Source organism: Variovorax sp. 10N420, from assembly GCF_056394705.1.
Genome location: NZ_JBFTIJ010000006.1, coordinates 456,074 through 472,319, shown reverse-complemented (window position 1 = coordinate 472,319; position 16,246 = coordinate 456,074). Strand labels below are relative to the sequence as shown.

General features: G+C 63.7%; 15 protein-coding genes. 8 read left to right on the top strand and 7 right to left on the bottom strand.

The window, feature by feature from the left end; all coding sequences use genetic code 11:
• Positions 1-164 precede the first annotated feature (164 nt).
• Together AC1DEK_RS18620 and AC1DEK_RS18615 are read right to left on the bottom strand one after the other, a co-directional pair.
• Complete coding sequence (locus AC1DEK_RS18620) at positions 165-1,016, bottom strand: DUF58 domain-containing protein (protein WP_478126745.1); 852 nt, start codon at positions 1,014-1,016, stop codon at positions 165-167.
• 152 nt (positions 1,017-1,168) lie between these two features.
• Positions 1,169-2,089, bottom strand: coding sequence for an AAA family ATPase (locus AC1DEK_RS18615; protein WP_478126744.1), 921 nt, complete (start codon positions 2,087-2,089; stop codon positions 1,169-1,171).
• A 40-nt stretch (positions 2,090-2,129) separates the two neighbouring features.
• On the opposite strand from AC1DEK_RS18615, the gene AC1DEK_RS18610 reads away from it, so the two are divergent.
• From AC1DEK_RS18610 to AC1DEK_RS18580, 7 genes are all read left to right on the top strand, one after another.
• Complete coding sequence (locus AC1DEK_RS18610) at positions 2,130-3,083, top strand: histone deacetylase family protein (RefSeq protein ID WP_478126743.1); 954 nt, start codon at positions 2,130-2,132, stop codon at positions 3,081-3,083.
• 15 nt (positions 3,084-3,098) lie between these two features.
• Positions 3,099-4,385, top strand: coding sequence for a mechanosensitive ion channel family protein (locus tag AC1DEK_RS18605; RefSeq protein WP_478126742.1), 1,287 nt, complete (start codon positions 3,099-3,101; stop codon positions 4,383-4,385).
• A 144-nt stretch (positions 4,386-4,529) separates the two neighbouring features.
• Complete coding sequence (locus tag AC1DEK_RS18600) at positions 4,530-5,279, top strand: electron transfer flavoprotein subunit beta/FixA family protein (RefSeq protein WP_478126741.1); 750 nt, start codon at positions 4,530-4,532, stop codon at positions 5,277-5,279.
• A gap of 2 nt (positions 5,280-5,281) precedes the next feature.
• Positions 5,282-6,217, top strand: coding sequence for an electron transfer flavoprotein subunit alpha/FixB family protein (locus tag AC1DEK_RS18595; protein ID WP_478126740.1), 936 nt, complete (start codon positions 5,282-5,284; stop codon positions 6,215-6,217).
• A gap of 98 nt (positions 6,218-6,315) precedes the next feature.
• Positions 6,316-8,106 carry an acyl-CoA dehydrogenase gene (locus AC1DEK_RS18590; RefSeq protein ID WP_478126739.1) on the top strand — a complete coding sequence of 597 codons (1,791 nt, stop codon included), beginning with the start codon at positions 6,316-6,318 and terminating at the stop codon, positions 8,104-8,106.
• A gap of 47 nt (positions 8,107-8,153) precedes the next feature.
• Positions 8,154-9,116: an NAD(P)H-dependent flavin oxidoreductase gene (locus tag AC1DEK_RS18585; RefSeq protein WP_478126738.1), complete on the top strand. Its 963-nt coding sequence runs from the start codon at positions 8,154-8,156 to the stop codon at positions 9,114-9,116.
• Positions 9,106-10,275, top strand: coding sequence for an acyltransferase family protein (locus tag AC1DEK_RS18580; RefSeq protein WP_478126737.1), 1,170 nt, complete (start codon positions 9,106-9,108; stop codon positions 10,273-10,275). The genes AC1DEK_RS18585 and AC1DEK_RS18580 overlap by 11 nt, the downstream gene beginning before the upstream one ends.
• Here AC1DEK_RS18580 and AC1DEK_RS18575 read toward each other — a convergent pair.
• Both AC1DEK_RS18575 and AC1DEK_RS18570 read right to left on the bottom strand, forming a co-directional pair.
• The gene (locus AC1DEK_RS18575) at positions 10,272-11,330 is read right to left on the bottom strand and encodes a glycosyltransferase family 4 protein (RefSeq protein ID WP_478126736.1); all 1,059 of its coding nucleotides are present in this window, start codon (positions 11,328-11,330) and stop codon (positions 10,272-10,274) included. The two genes, AC1DEK_RS18580 and AC1DEK_RS18575, sit on opposite strands and share 4 nt — an antisense overlap.
• An 89-nt stretch (positions 11,331-11,419) precedes the next feature.
• Positions 11,420-11,842 (bottom strand): cupin domain-containing protein, encoded by a 423-nt coding sequence (locus AC1DEK_RS18570; RefSeq protein ID WP_478126735.1) that lies wholly within the window; start codon positions 11,840-11,842, stop codon positions 11,420-11,422.
• A gap of 180 nt (positions 11,843-12,022) precedes the next feature.
• On the opposite strand from AC1DEK_RS18570, the gene aroC reads away from it, so the two are divergent.
• Positions 12,023-13,153 carry a chorismate synthase gene (aroC, locus tag AC1DEK_RS18565; protein WP_478126734.1) on the top strand — a complete coding sequence of 377 codons (1,131 nt, stop codon included), beginning with the start codon at positions 12,023-12,025 and terminating at the stop codon, positions 13,151-13,153.
• 16 nt (positions 13,154-13,169) lie between these two features.
• Here the strand turns inward: aroC and AC1DEK_RS18560 are convergent, their stop codons facing one another.
• The 3 genes from AC1DEK_RS18560 to AC1DEK_RS18550 all read right to left on the bottom strand — a co-directional run bounded on the left by AC1DEK_RS18560 (position 13,170) and on the right by AC1DEK_RS18550 (position 16,224).
• Positions 13,170-14,096, bottom strand: coding sequence for a carbohydrate kinase family protein (locus AC1DEK_RS18560; RefSeq protein WP_478126733.1), 927 nt, complete (start codon positions 14,094-14,096; stop codon positions 13,170-13,172).
• Positions 14,097-14,117: 21 nt separating this feature from the next.
• The gene (locus AC1DEK_RS18555) at positions 14,118-15,056 is read right to left on the bottom strand and encodes an ABC transporter substrate-binding protein (protein ID WP_478126732.1); all 939 of its coding nucleotides are present in this window, start codon (positions 15,054-15,056) and stop codon (positions 14,118-14,120) included.
• Positions 15,057-15,210: 154 nt separating this feature from the next.
• Positions 15,211-16,224, bottom strand: coding sequence for an ABC transporter permease subunit (locus AC1DEK_RS18550; RefSeq protein ID WP_478126731.1), 1,014 nt, complete (start codon positions 16,222-16,224; stop codon positions 15,211-15,213).
• Between the last annotated feature and the right edge of the window lie 22 nt (positions 16,225-16,246).

Sequence of the window (16,246 nt, the reverse complement as noted above, 5' to 3'; positions counted from 1 at the left end):
CGCGGACCCCGCCTGAAGCGAGCACCGCAGGTTGCCCGAAGCGAAGCGCAGGGACGCGCACAGTGGGGTCGCCTTTCTTTTGCTTACTTTTCTTTGGCGACCCAAAGAAAAGTAAGTCGCCCGCCGGGGCGAGTCCCGGCCAACAGCCCAACCATTGACCACATTCACCATAAAGCCAGCACCTCCAAACACCGCCTCCGATGCCCTTCCCCCATAGAAGGCGCAACAACCATCCCTCCAACACGAACCCCGTACTCCACCCCCAGCCGATCAGCCATCAAAACCCAAGCACAAACCCGAGAAACCCGCCCCTCCAAATCAGCCACCCCCGCATGTTGCGCATCCAGCCAAAGCTCCTGCCTCTGCGCCTGCTGCGTATCCCGGCTCACCAACTCATCGGACCCCGCAGCCTGCGCCCGAGCCGCCCGCTTCCAGACAACCAGCTTCAACGAATCCCCCCGTCGATACCCGCGAACCCCGTCATATTCCCCCGCCACATGCGTCCGCACCAAAGCAGACGCAGCCTGCCCCGCAATCGGCTCCCCCACAGGCAGCGGCGGCGGATTCACTTCAGGCGCCGGATAAACCAGCACCTTCGACGCCGGCCGCCACACCGTCCAGACCCGAAACGTCCCCAGCGGAAATCGCGTTTCCGCCGTCAACGTCGGCACCTCGTGCAACCCACGCCGCTCAGGCCTGAACGCCACTTCCACAGTCGCAGTGCCTTGCGCAGGCACATCGCTCCAGGACCATTGCCCACTGCGATGAACCGCCAGCCCGATGCCATAACGCGTGCTGCGTCGCGTGTTGTGCAAGACCACACGGAACACAGCCGCCGACCCGGCGTACTGCGCCTCGGGTGGCATGAGGTGCATCGCAAGGCCTCGCAAGGTCCCGTGGCACACATGCATGCCGACGGCCACGCACCCCGCCAGCAGGAAAGTCAGCAGATAGCCAAGGTTGAGCTGATAGTTGATCGACGCGACCAGAAGCAGCAGCAGCGTCGCAGCCAACATCCACCCCGCCACTGTCGGCACGATGTAGACATTCCGCTGCGTCAGCTCGAGCGTGTCCGAAGGCGGACGACGCGACACGAACCACCGGTCGATACGGGAACGGAGCGGCGCAAAGGAGCGCGCGACTCCGACACGAGCCGGCGCAGACTGCTTCACGGCAGTGGCACCGCCGCAAGCATCGCGCGCACTTGCTCGACCGCGCCGCGGCCGGCGTCACCCACCGGCGTGAGCCGGTGCGCGATGGTCTGCGGCAGAACGGCCTGGACGTCATCCGGCGCGACGTAGTCCCGATTGGCCAGCAGCGCCTGCGCCTTGGCGGCGCGGAGCACGGCAATGCCCGCGCGCGGCGAAAGTCCCTGCAGAAACCAGCGCCCGGAACGCGTGGCGGCGATCAGGTCCTGAACATAGTTCAACAAGGGTTCGGACGCATGGACCTGCAGCACGCGCTGCTGCAAGGCGGTCAGTTCGCCCGCGGTCAGAAGTGCCGGAAGGCTGGCGAGCAGGTCACGCCGGTCGGCGCCGGCAAGCAACTCGCGCTCCGCGGCGCGATCCGGATAGCCGAGCGAGATGCGCATCAGGAAGCGGTCGAGCTGCGACTCAGGCAGCGCGAAGGTGCCGAGTTGCTCATGGGGGTTCTGGGTGGCGATGACGAAGAAGGGCGTCGGCAGGGGGCGGGTCTCGCCTTCGACGGTGACCTGCTTTTCTTCCATCGCTTCGAGAAGGGCGCTTTGCGTCTTGGGGCTTGCACGGTTGATCTCGTCGGCCAGCAAGACCTGGGCAAAGATCGGCCCGGGATGGAAGACGAAAGCCTGCTGGCCGCGGTCATAGATCGCCACGCCGGACAGGTCGCCCGGCATCAGGTCCGCCGTGAACTGAACGCGCGAAAACTGCAGGCCGAAGGTGTGAGAGAGAGCGTGCGCCAAGGTCGTCTTGCCGACGCCCGGCACGTCCTCGATGAGCAGGTGCCCGCCCGCAAGCAGACAGGCCACGCAATCGCGTACCTGCGCCTCTTTGCCCACGATCACCGTGGTAAGCTGACCGAGCAAACTGGCGAGCTTTGCGGCAACGTCCATTTTTGTATCCATATGCAAACAATACCTTAAGCCTCGTGGCATGGGCAAAACCGGCTATTTCACACACCGCGACTGCTGGAAACACGACATGGGGCGCGGCCATCCCGAATGCCCCGGGAGGCTCGATGCCATCGAGGATCGGCTGCTCGTCACCGGCGTTGGCGATGCACTGAAAAAGGTCGATGTTCCACTCGCTACATTGCCTCAGATCACGCGCGCGCACAGCGTCGCGCACATGGAGCACCTCGAAACGCTGAGCCAAAGGCTTGTCGAGGACGCGCCGGCCGGCGGTCCGGACCATGCGCAGATCGATCCGGATACCTCTCTCAATCGCTTTACCCTGCTCGCCGCGCGACGCGCCGCCGGCGCAGCCATCGCAGCCACCGACGCCGTGATCGCAGGCGAAGTGGACAACGCCTTCTGCGCCGTGCGGCCTCCAGGACACCACGCCTGCCGCGACAAGGCAATGGGCTTCTGTTTCTTCAACAACGTCGCCATCGCCGCTCGCCACGCGATCGAACAGCATGGGCTCGAACGCGTCGCCATCGTCGATTTCGACGTGCACCACGGCAACGGCACGGAAGACATCCTGAGCAACGACCCCCGCGTGCTGATGGTCGGGATCTTCCAGCATCCGTTCTATCCATACAGCGGCACGGAGCACCCGGCACCGAACATGCTCAACCTGCCGGTGCCCGCCTATACCAAGGGCATGGACGTGCGCGAGCTGATCGAGGCGTGCTGGATGCCGCGGCTCGAAGAATTCCGGCCGCAGATGATCTTCGTGAGCGCCGGTTTCGACGCCCATCGCGACGACGATCTCGGCCAGCTCAGGCTCAACGAACACGACTTCGGCTGGATCACCGGGCGAATCGTCGATGTGGCCCGCCGCCATGCCGGTGGGCGCATCGTCTCCATGCTCGAAGGTGGCTACAACCTCGACGCCCTCGCACGCAGTGTCGAAGAGCATCTGCGGGTGCTCGCCGATTTATAGCGTCGGCTTCGACTGATGGATTTCAGCGCTTTCAACGAGACGCTCGGGCAGGTTCATGCGCAAAACGTGTGGATCCAGCTTGGCGTGCTGGCAGGCTGCATCGTCTTGGCGTGGGCGGTCTGCAAATGGTTCGGGCGCGATCAGCCCAAGGGCTCGATCTGGTTCGGCGACCGCGTCTTCGACGGCCTGTTGTTCCCGTTGCTGGCGCTGATGCTGGCCGAGTTCGCCAGGCGCGCGGCGCTCGCGCTGGGCTTCCAGCCTGCCCTGGTGTTGCGGATCGCGGTTTCCGTGTTCGTCTCGCTCGCAGTGATCCGTTTTTTCGCTCGGGTATTGCGCGCAGTGTTCCCGGCTTCGGCGATGGCCCGCCTGGTCGAGCGCACGATTTCGTGGATCGCCTGGATTGGCGCGATCCTCTGGATCGTCGGGCTCTTGCCGCCAGTGCTTGCGGAACTCGATCAGATCACGCTGGCATTCGGGCGCACGCGTGTCAGCCTGCGAACTATCCTGGACGGTCTGCTGTCGGCGGGACTCGTGCTCGTCATTGCGCTGTGGATCTCATCGACGATCGAAAAGCGCATCCTGCGCGAGGCCGTGCACGATTTGTCGATGCGCAAGGTCGCGTCGAATGCCGTGCGCGCATTCCTGCTGCTGATTGGCTTGCTGTTTGCGTTGTCGGCGGTCGGCGTGGATCTCACGGCGCTGTCGGTTCTCGGCGGTGCAGTGGGCGTCGGCCTGGGCTTCGGGCTGCAGAAGCTGGCGGCCAACTACATCAGCGGATTCGTGATTTTGCTGGAGCGCTCCATACGCATCGGCGACAACGTCAAGGTCGATGGTTTCGAAGGTCGCATCACGGACATCAAGACGCGGTACACGCTCGTGAGGGCGGGCAACGGGCGCGAGTCGATCGTGCCGAACGAATCGCTCATCACGAGCCGCGTCGAGAATCTCTCGCTGGCGGATCTGAAGTTCGGCATCTCGACGAACATCATCGTCGGCTACGAAAGCGATGTGTCACAGGTGCAGGCGATCTTATGCAACGCAGCGGCGGGACAAGCTCGCGTGATGACCGATCCGGCGCCAATTGCTTTTTTGCTCAACTTCGTTCCCGACGGCCTGGAGTTCAGCCTCAACTTCTGGGTGTCCGATCCGGAGAAGGGGCGGGACAACCTTCGATCAGCGATCAACATCGCGATTCTCGAAGGCTTGCGCAGTGCGGGCATTGTCATTGCCAACCCGCAGCGTGTCGTCCGTGTTGAATCGTTACCTTCTGGCGTTGGGCCAGCGGATGTCGCTCATCTATAATCTCGAAAAAGCACGACCGTTCGTTTTTGCACTTCAAAGACGGACGCTCCCTGATTGAAATGGACAGTTCGCGCGGAGGCCGGCGCCTAAAATCCCCGGCAGTTCTGCATACCCCCGGTTTCGCAAATCAATGGAGTCAAGCCAATGAAGATTCTGGTCCCCGTCAAGCGGGTCGTCGACTACAACGTCAAGGTCCGCGTCAAGTCTGACGGCACGGGCGTTGACATCGCCAACGTCAAGATGAGCATGAACCCCTTCGACGAGATCGCCGTCGAAGAGGCGGTTCGGTTGAAGGAGAAGGGTGCTGCCACAGAGATCATCGCCGTGTCCTGCGGCGATGCGAAGTGCCAGGAAACGCTGCGTACCGCGATGGCCATCGGTGCCGATCGCGGCATCCTGGTCGAGACGACCGAAGAGCTGCAGCCGCTCGCGGTGGCCAAGCTGCTCAAGGCGCTGGTGGACAAGGAGCAGCCCCAGCTCATCATCCTTGGCAAGCAAGCCATCGATGACGACGCCAATCAAACGGGACAGATGCTCGCAGCATTGGCCGATCTTCCCCAGGCGACCTTCGCCAGCAAGGTCGAAATCGCAGGTGACAAGGTCAACGTGACCCGCGAAGTCGACGGCGGCCTGGAAACCATCTCCCTGAGCCTCCCGGCAGTCATCACCACCGACCTGCGCCTGAACGAGCCACGTTACGTCACCTTGCCCAACATCATGAAGGCCAAGAAGAAGCAGCTCGACGTGGTCAAGCCCGAAGACATCGGCGTGGACGTCAAGCCGCGCCTGAAGACCCTGAAAGTGGTCGAGCCCCCGAAGCGCGGCGCCGGCATCAAGGTGCCCGATGTCGCCACGCTGGTGGACAAGCTGAAGAACGAAGCCAAGGTGATCTGATCATGACCGTACTTGTTATTGCCGAACACGACCACGCCACGCTCAAGCCGGCGACCCTCAATACCGTGACCGCAGGCATCGCCTGCCAGAGCGGCGATGTCCATGTGCTGGTAGCTGGTGCCAATGCCGCCGAAGCCGGCAAGGCTGCGAGCCAAGTCGCTGGTGTTGCCAAAGTCATCGTCGCCGACAGCCCGAGCTTGGCGGACAACCTCGCGGAAAACGTCGCCGCGCAAGTTCTGGCCATCGCCAAGAACTACAGCCACATCCTGTTCCCGGCCACTGCCAACGGCAAGAATGTCGCGCCGCGCGTGGCTGCCAAGCTCGATGTCGCGCAGATCAGCGACATCACCAAGGTGGACAGCCCCGACACCTTCGAGCGTCCGATCTATGCGGGCAATGCAATTGCAACCGTGCAGAGCGCCGATGCGATCAAGGTGATCACCGTTCGCACGACGGGCTTCGACGCCGCAGCAGCCACTGGCGGCAGCGCAGCGGTCGAGAACGCCGAAGGCGTGGCCGACAGCGGCAAGTCCAGCTTCGTGGGCCGTGAAGTCACCAAGAGCGAGCGCCCTGAACTCACTGCCGCGAAGATCATCGTTTCGGGCGGCCGCGCCCTGGGTAGCGCAGAGAAGTTCCAGGAAGTGATGGCCCCGCTGGCCGACAAGCTCAACGCTGGCCTCGGTGCAAGCCGCGCCGCAGTGGACGCAGGCTACGCGCCGAACGACTGGCAAGTGGGCCAGACCGGCAAGATCGTCGCGCCGCAGCTCTACATCGCAGCGGGCATCTCCGGCGCGATCCAGCATCTGGCCGGCATGAAGGACTCCAAGGTGATCGTGGCGATCAACAAGGACGAAGAAGCGCCCATCTTCTCGGTGGCCGACTACGGCCTCGTCGCCGACTTGTTCGTGGCTGTGCCTGAACTCGTCAAGGCGCTCTGATCGGCGCATCTTTCGATGATTGAGCCAAAGGGCATCGTTCGCGATGCCCTTTTTCACATCGGTTCACATCAGGCCGCAACGGCCCACAGGAGACTCTCATGAGCTACACCGCCCCCATCAAGGACATGCTGTTCGACATGGAACATCTCGCGAACATTTCGCAGGTGTCCCAAATGCCGGGCCTCGAAGAGGCCGGACTCGAAACCGCGCAAGCCGTGCTCGAAGAGTGCGCGCGATTCAACCAGGACGTCATCGCTCCTCTCAATGTGGCCGGCGATCGCGAGCCGTCTTCGTTCAAGGATGGCGAAGTTACGACCACGCCCGGGTTCAAGCAAGCCTTCGCGCAATACGTGGCGGGTGGCTGGCAAGGACTGCAGCATCCTGCCGAATTCGGTGGCCAAGGACTGCCGAAAGTCATTGGCGCTGCCTGTGTCGAAATGCTGAACTCGGCCAACATGAGCTTTGCGCTGTGCCCGCTCCTGACCGATGGGGCGACCGAGGCATTGCTGACCGCGGGTTCCGACGAGCTCAAGGCCGTCTACCTCGAAAAGCTCGTGAGCGGCCAATGGACTGGCACGATGAACCTGACTGAACCGCAAGCCGGGAGCGATCTGTCGCTGGTGCGCAGCCGCGCCGAACCGCAAGCCGACGGCACCTACAAGGTCTTCGGCACCAAGATCTTCATCACCTACGGTGAGCACGACATGGCCGAGAACATCGTGCATCTCGTGCTGGCGCGCGTGACCGGCGCGCCCGAAGGCGTGAAGGGCATCAGCTTGTTCGTGGTGCCGAAGTTCCTCGTCAACAAGAACGGATCACTGGGCGAGCGCAATGACGTGCATTGCGTGAGCATCGAGCACAAGCTCGGCATCAAGGCCAGTCCGACCGCTGTCCTGCAATACGGCGATCATGGCGGTGCGGTGGGTTACCTGGTCGGCCAGGAGAACCGCGGCCTCGAATACATGTTCATCATGATGAACTCGGCCCGCTATGCCGTGGGCATGCAGGGCATCGCGATTGCCGAGCGCGCCTATCAGCACGCAGTCGCCTATGCCAAGGACCGCGTGCAGAGCCGACCGGTCGATGGATCGATGAACGCCAGCGCGCCGATCATTCATCACCCGGACGTGAAGCGCATGCTGATGATGATGCGCGCATACACCGAAGGCTGCCGCGCGATGGCAACGGTCGCAGCGGCCGCTTACGACGCCGCGCACCATCATGCGGATGCGGACACCCGCAAGCAGAACCAGGCTTTCTACGAATTCATGGTGCCGCTGGTCAAGGGCTACAGCACGGAGATGAGCCTGGAAGTGGCTTCTCTGGGGGTGCAGGTGCATGGCGGCATGGGCTTCATCGAGGAAACCGGTGCGGCCCAGTACCTGCGCGACGCCAAGATCCTCACGATCTACGAAGGCACGACGGCCATCCAGGCCAATGACCTCGTCGGGCGCAAGACGGCGCGCGATGGCGGCCAGACGGCCAAGGCGGTGGCTGCCCAGATAGAGGCGACCGAAGCCGAACTCGCAAAGCGCGACAGTGCCGAAGCGCAGGCCGTCTGCAAGCGCCTGAAGGCCGCTCGAGAAGCATTCGTCGACGTGGTCGACTTCGTAGCAGGGCAGACCAAGGCGTCGCCCAACGCAGTCTTCGCGGGCAGCGTGCCTTATCTGATGCTCGCAGGCAATGTGGTCGCGGGCTGGCAGCTTGCACGCTCATTGCTGATCGCTGAAGACCTGGCGAAGGCGGGTACCGATGTGGCGTTCATGAAGGCCAAGATCGCGACGGCGCGCTTTTACGCGGAGCACATCCTGAACAAGGCGCCAGGGATTCGCGACAGCATCGTCGAAGGCGCCGACAGCGTGACGGCCCTCGCTGTTGAAGCTTTTTGAGCCCCCAGGGCTGGCTCACTTCTTATCTTTAATATTTCGGAGATCTCATGTCCAAGTTACCGTCCGTGCTTGCCAACCTGCCGCTGCCTATCATCGGCTCGCCGCTGTTCATCATCAGCAATCCCAAGCTGGTGATCGCGCAGTGCAAGGCTGGTGTCGTCGGTGCGATGCCCGCACTCAACGCGCGGCCCGCAGCGCAGCTCGAAGACTGGCTGGCGGAGATCACCGAGGAGCTGGCCGCCTACAACAAGGCCAATCCCGACAAGCCGGCCGCGCCCTTTGCCATCAACCAGATCGTGCACAAGAGCAATGACCGGCTGGAGCACGACATGGAAATGGTCGTGAAATACAAGGTGCCGATCGTGATCACTTCGCTGGGCGCGCGCACCGATGTCAACGACGCGGTACACAGCTATGGCGGCGTGACGCTGCACGACATCATCAACAACGCCTTTGCACGAAAGGCCGTCGAAAAGGGCGCTGACGGGATCATTGCCGTGGCGGCGGGGGCGGGCGGACACGCGGGCGTGAAAAGCCCCTTTGCGCTCATCCAGGAAATTCGCCAGTGGTTCGATGGGCCGATTGCGCTCTCGGGTTCGATTGCCACCGGCGGTGCGGTGCTCGCCGCACAGGCGATGGGCGCGGACTTCGCCTACATCGGCACGGCATTCATCGCGACCGAAGAGGCGCGGGCGAGCGACGAGTACAAGCGGGCCATCGTCGACGGCACTTCGGACGACATCGTCTATTCGAATCTGTTCACCGGCGTACACGGCAACTACCTCGCTCCGAGCATCGTCGCGGCGGGGATGGACCCTGCCAATCTGCCCCAAGGCGACCTGAAGACGATGAACTTCGGCGGTGGCGAAGGCAGCAAGGCCAAGGCGTGGAAGGACATCTGGGGCTCGGGCCAGGGCATCGCTGCCGTGACCGAGGTCGCGACGGCCGCAGCCTTCATCGAGAAACTCAAGCGCGAGTACCAGGAAGCGCGCGCCCGCCTTGCCCTCTGAGAGCTTGACCGCAGGCACTGCAGGGACTGCAGCGGCGGCCTCGGTCGGTCGCCTGCCGTTGTTCGATGCGGTGAAGGGTGTCGCCTGCCTTTTGATCGTTGGCCATCACCTCTCGCGCTACGGGCCGCTTCCGGCGGGTGCTTCTTCGCTCGCGCCCGAAATCTTCGATTGGCTTTCGCAAAACGGACGGCTCGCGGTGCAGGTGTTCCTGGTGCTGGCCGGCTTTCTGGCTGCGGGGAGTCTCGCGCCCGACGGCATCCTGCGCATCGACCGGCCCTTGGCGCGGATTTTCCAGCGCTACGGCCGGCTGGTCATGCCCTATCTTGCGGCGTTGACTTTCAGCATCGTCGTCGCGGCGCTGGTGAGGCCATGGCTCGACGACGAAGCCGTGCCGGGGCCACCGGGGCTGGCGCAATTGCTCGCGCACGGGCTGCTGTTGCAGGACCTGCTCGGCTACGAGGCGCTCTCGACCGGTGTCTGGTATGTGGCGATCGACTTCCAGCTCTTCGTGCTTGCCTTCGCTGCGATCGGCCTGTCCGAACTGATGCAGCGGCGCTGGTCCGTCCGTCCTGAAAAGTCGCGGTGGGTGATGCTGGCGCTCGTGCTGACGCTGGTTGTCTCTTCGCTGATCGTGTTCAATCGCAACGCCGAACTCGACACGACGGCGCTGTATTTCTTCGGCTCATATGGCCTCGGCTTGCTGGTTTTCTGGATCGGGCGTGCCACGCGCACCAGCACATGGCGCTTTGCGGTATTGATGCTCCTGTTGATGGGCGGTGCCGCTCTGGCGGTCGAGTGGCGCAGCCGCATCGCAATCGCGCTGGTCACCGCGGTAGCCGTCGCGGTCATTCAGCATTTCAATGGATTGAAGCCGGCCGCATGGCCCGCGGTCGGCGAGCCGTTGGTGCGCTTGGGGCGGATTTCCTATTCGCTGTTCCTCATCCACTTTCCGGTGCTGCTGCTGGTGAGCGCCGTCGTGAGCCATTTCATGCCGGACACGCCCTGGATTGACCTGATGGGCCTGGCGCTGACCGTCGCTCTGTCGATCGCGGCAGCGATGCTGCTGCACCGATGGGTCGAATCGCGTCCGGCCACCTGGCGTGCGGTGCTGGGGCTCTTCGCGGGTTTGCTGGTGTGCGGACTGATCGTCTCGGCCTAGGAAGGCCGGCGCTTGTAGATTTCGGTGTATTTCAGGCCCAGCACCTGGGATGAGTTGACGGCCCGGTGAAATTCGAAGAAGCGGCGGCCTTCTTCTGCAACCGCCGCCGGGTCGGCGAACCAGACCGCCAGCGCTTCGGCCAACGCGCCGGCGTCGCCATAGGGCAGGCCGTTCGGGAGTCGGCGCTCCTGGGGCAGGCAATCGCGCGATCCGTCGACGTCGGTCAGCAAGGAGGCACGCCCGGCAGCGGCGGCTTCGATCGTGACGATGCCTTGACCTTCGATGGAACTGACGAGCACTGCAAACAACGATCGGGCGTATTCCCCGGCGACGTCGGCCACGTAGCCGCGGAACACGACCCGATCACCGAGCCCCAGCGCCTTGCACTGCTGCTCGAGCGTCTCGCGAAGCGGGCCTTCGCCGATCAGCACGAGTTCGGCATCGACGCCGCGATCCCGCAACAGGCCCCAAGCCTCGATCAGCGTCTGATGCCCTTTGACCGGCACCAACCGCGCGACGCAAACGGCGCGCCGGCTGACTTGCGCGAGGTCTATACCGGGACATTGATCGGGAAAAGGCGTCGGGTTGCCGAGGATCTCGACGTCGCGCGTGCGGGTGGTGGAAAGAATGTTGTCCCTGACAGAAGGCGTGACCGCGATGGCGCGGCGCGGGCTCATCAGCCAGAACGGAGCGGAAAAGCCGTAGGTGAGATTGCCCGAATAGAGCACCGGCCGCCGCAGCAAGGGCTGGAGCGCGCTCAGCACCATCGACAGCCGTCGGTGGTGCACATGGATCATGTCGATGTTCCATTGATCGAGCAGCCGCTTGAGTTGACGGACGCTCCGCCAGAAGACCAGCGGATGCGCCGACATCAGGTTCAGGCGTCGTAGTCGATCGGGCGATATCCACGACACATCTTCTTCCTCGTCGCCATAGCCACAGCTGATGAAGCTGTTCCGGACGCCATGGGGCTGGACTGCCTCATGGATGCGCCGGATGGCCACGGTGACGCCGCTACTGCGGTAGTAGTTAGGGTTGATGACGCAGATGTTCATGGACTGGGCGAGCCTAGTGCCGCAGCCAGGCGCGCCCGTGAAGTCTATGGCGCCGATCCGTTGCCAGACGTCGGCCAACGCCTACGGATCTATCTCCAGGGCGTGGGCGCCGGGACTTCGCAGGCCGGTTCGACGTCGATGCTCTTGAAGTCCGCGGGCGAGACGATTTCCAGGTACTCCATGTCCGGCGAATAGTCGAAGAGGTAGTGCCGGATGCCCGGGCGCTGGTGGACGACGTCGCCGGCTTCCACGAGAGTTTCCTTGTCCTCATACATGAAGCGCGCCCAGCCCTTCACCATGATGACGATCTGGAAATCCGCCTCATGGCGGTGCCAGCCGGTGCCCGTTTCCGGTGCCATGTTGGCCTTGACCAGGTGCGCGATCACCTTCCCATGCGTGGCGTCGGCAATGCCGAGATCGCGATAGAGGAAGAAGTCGCGCAATCCGCCGGAGACGTACCCGGTGTCCGCCGGCTTGACGTGGGAAAACTTGGTGTCGGTTCGATCCAGCATGTGCGTTCCTAGGTTGGGAGTGGCTGAAGAGCGATGCTGCGGCGCAGCATGCAGGAAACAAGCCAACCCCCAGCCTTGCCCACTGCGTGTGGCTTCTGCACCCCCTTTGCTAGGGGCAACACCGGCGGGCCGGCGGAGCCGGACCCGCGGTGTTCGCGGGGCGGCGGATAATGCGGCGCCATGAGCGGCAATACTTTTGGCACCCTTTTCGCAGTCACCAACTTTGGCGAGTCTCATGGGCCGGCGATCGGGTGCGTCATCGACGGCTGCCCGCCGGGCTTGGCGCTCAGCGAAGCGGACATTCAGGGGGACCTGGATCGGCGTCGGCCGGGGACCAGCCGGCACGTGACGCAGCGCAACGAGCCCGATGCCGTTCAGATCCTGAGCGGGGTTTATGAAGGCAAAACCACCGGCACGCCCATTGCGCTGCTGATCCAGAACACCGACCAGCGCAGCAAGGACTACGGGCAGATCGCCCAGCAGTTTCGGCCGGGGCACGCCGACTTCACTTATTGGAAGAAGTACGGCATTCGCGACCCGCGCGGTGGGGGAAGGTCGTCCGCCCGTCTGACGGCTCCGATGGTTGCCGCCGGCGCCGTCGCCAAGAAATGGCTGTTCGAGAAGTACGGCACCGTCTTTCGCGGTTGCATGACCCAGATCGGGGAGATGGCCGTTCCGTTCGAAGGCTGGGAGCACGTGCCGAACAACCCGTTCTTTGCACCGGTCGCTGACGTCTCGCAACTCGAGGCGTACATGGACGCGCTGCGCAAGGCGGGCGATTCTTGTGGCGCGCGCATCCGGGTGACGGCGTCGAACGTCCCCGTGGGCCTTGGCGAGCCACTCTTCGACAAGATGGACGCCGACATTGCTTGGGCGATGATGGGCATCAACGCCGTCAAGGGCGTGGAGATCGGCGCCGGATTTGCCAGCGTCACCCAGCGCGGCACCACGCACGGCGATTCGATCACGCCTGAAGGATTCCTCAGCAACAACGCCGGTGGCGTGCTCGGCGGCATCACGACGGGGCAGGACCTGGAAGTGAGCATTGCGATCAAACCGACCAGTTCGATCATCAGCCCGCGGCAGTCGATCGACGTGAACAACCAGCCGGTCGAGGTCGTCACCAAGGGGCGGCACGACCCCTGCGTCGGCATTCGCGCAACGCCGATCGCCGAGGCGATGCTGGCGCTGGTGGTGATGGAGCACGCCTTGCGGCATCGCGCGCAATGCTGCGACGTGCTGAAGGGCGAAGCGGCCACGGCAGCCGCAGCCGCGGCCGCTGCGGAGTCGCCGAAGGCGTCCTTCCTCTAGCTCCCTTCGGCCGTATTCAGTCGAGTTCGGCGCGCCGAGGCATGTCCGCCCCGCGGCGCGAACATGTGACGGCCGCTGCGCGGGCTGCAAACCCGAGCAATGTGTCGAGCGCCGTCGAATCGAGCTTTGCCAGCGCTTCAGGCGTCAGCGCGTCATGCTCGTCGAGCCATGTCAGCAACGCCGCCTGAAACGTGTCGCCCGCGCCAACCGTGTCGATGACCTGAATGTCGGGTGAGGGCACAGTCGCCTGGCCACTGCGCGTCCATGCGCTCGCGCCGTGCCGGCCGCGCGTCACCGCAACCAGCGCGGCGCCCTGCGCGAGCCAGCGCGAAGCCACCTGCTCGGGCGTTTCGGCCGCATAGAGCAGGCCAAGGTCCTCGTCGCTCACCTTCACCAGATGCGCGATCGACACCATCTGCTCCACGATGGCCCGCCAGTGCGCCAGATCGGGCTCGACATTGAGGCGCACGTTGGGGTCGTAGGCGATCAGCCGCCGGTCCCGCTCGCGCGCCGCCAGCGCACGCAATGCACTGCCGACCGGCTCGACCGCCAAGGCGTAAGAGCCGAACTGAAGCACGCGCGCAGCCGGCGGAAGGGCGGGGAGCGTGTCGTGCGTGATCTGGCGGTCAGCCGCGCCATTGCCATGGAAGGCATAGCGCGGCACACCGCTCGCGTCCACGCTCACGACGCTGAGCGTGCTCGGCGCGTCGCTGCGCAGGATCAGCGAAGTGTCGACGCCTTCCGCCCGCAGCGACGCCAGCAATCGCTCGCCGAGCGCATCCGTCGACAGCCCGGTCAGGAACGCGGCTGGCCGGCCCAGCCTGGCGAGGCCTTGCGCGACGTTGAGCGGCGACCCGCCGATGCGTGCATCGAGTGTCATGCCCGTGGGCGTGGCTTCGCCCATGTAGACGTCCATCAGGGCTTCGCCGCAGACCACGAACATGACGGTTCTCCTCTTTGAGATTCAGCGCGGTGCTTGCCAGCCCTTGTAGTCCTTGACGTTCGCTCGCGTGATCAACGTCGAAGGCAACAGCGTCATCGTTGCTTCGGGCTTCTTGCCATTGAGGATCTCATGTCCGATCTCCACCGCCTTCTGCGCAATCATGTACGGGTCCTGGCTCGCAGACGCCTGCACCTGCGTGTCGCTCTTGAGCGCGGTTTCGATGTCGGGCGCACCGTCCACCGAAGTGATGACGATGTTCTTGCGATTGAGCTGCTTGGCGGCGAGATCGGCGCCGATGGCTTGCGGATCGTTGATGGCGAACACCGCGTCGATTTTTGGAAAGCGCGTCAGGTGGTTCTGCATGACGTTCAGTCCGCCTTCGCGAGAACCCTTCGCGTCCTGGTCGTCTGAGAGCACCTTGATGTCGGGGCTCTTCTTGAGCACCGTCTTGCAGCCGTTGACGCGATCGATCACGGCCGACACCTGCGGGCCGTTCTGGATGATCACGTTGCCCTTGCCGCCAAGCTTGTCGACGATGAACTGGCACGCGATTTCGCCGGCCTGCACGTTGTTTGTCTGCACGGTGGCGTCCGCGCCGTTGGCCGCCACGTCGACACCGATCACGACGATGCCGGCCTTCTTGGCCTTCATCAGCGCCGGCTCGATCGCCTTGGCGTCCACCGCATTGACCAGGATCAAGTCCGACCCTGCCGAGATGAAGCCATCGATTTGCGAGAACTGCTTGTTGAGGTCGTAGTCCGCCGATAGCGCCGTCACCTTCACGTTAGGGTTGTACTGCTTGGCTTTCGCTTCCGCGCCCTTGGCGAGCGAGACGAAGAAGGGATTGCCCATCGACCCGAGCGTGATGCCTACGTTCTTGAATTCCTTCTGCTGGGCGTGCGCCATGGGCATGGCGAGCGCTGCGGCAATGGCGGCGAGAGCAAAAAACTTGTTGCGCATGAAAAGTCTCCTGGTTGGTGGTGGTTGAGGCAAATCGATGATTGAGTAACGGATGGTGTGGAACACCGCGGAACCGGCTCCGCCGGGCCGCCGGTGTTGCCCCCTGCAAGGGGGTTGGCGCAGTGACACGAAGTGCGCGAAGCCTGGGCGTGTGCTATGTCCTTGCAGAATCCTTGCGGCGATAGCGATCGAGAGCGACAGCGCCGATGATCACCAGCCCTTTGACGATGTACTGCCAGATGTCGGACACGCCCATCAGGATCAGCCCATTGGTCAGCACCGCGATGATCAAAGCGCCGATCAGCGTGCCCAGGATCGATCCCGTGCCGCCGACGAAACTGGTGCCGCCGAGAATTACGGCCGCGATCGCATCGAGTTCATACGATGCGCCAAGCTGCAATCCATTGGCCGCATAGAGCCGCGCCGAGGCCATCACGCCGCCAAGGCCCGAGAGCAGGCCCGAGGTGCAATAGACGAACAGCAGCACCGCCCACACCTTGATGCCCGCGAGCCGCGCAGCTTCCGCGTTGCCTCCGACCGAGTAGATGTTCAGTCCCAGCACCGTGCGCCGCAGGATGAACCACGACAGCGCCACCACCGCGAAGGCGATGATCACGAGCCAGGGCACGCCAAGCACTTCGCCGTTGCCGATGAAGGCGAAGGGCAACTGAGGATTGAACACCGTGGTGTCGTGGCCGATGAGTCGCGCGATGCCGCGCACCGCCGTGAGCGAGCCCAGCGTGACGATGAAGGGCGGCAGCTTGATGAAGGCGATCAGCACGCCATTGATCAAGCCGAAGAGCAGCCCGCAAGCCAGTCCCGCAGCGATCCCGAGCATGCCGAACTGCGGCACGTTCGACACCAGCATCGCGACCACGGCGGACGCGGCGAGGATCGAGCCTACCGACAGGTCGATCCCGCCCGTGAGAATCACGAAAGTCATGCCCGCCGCGAGCACGATGTTGATCGACGCCTGCTGCGTCATGATCGACAGGTTCTGCAGGCTGAAGAAGTTGTCGCTTGCAAAGCTGAAGCCGATGCACAGCAGGATGAGCACCGGCAGCATGCCGAGTGCGCGGATGATCTCCTTGCCCGTCGCGCCACGCAATGCGGGTGGCAAGGCAGGGCTTTCCGATACCGGGATTGCCGGGGATGTCTGCTTGGTCATGTCTGGTCTCCTGGGGCTGCCT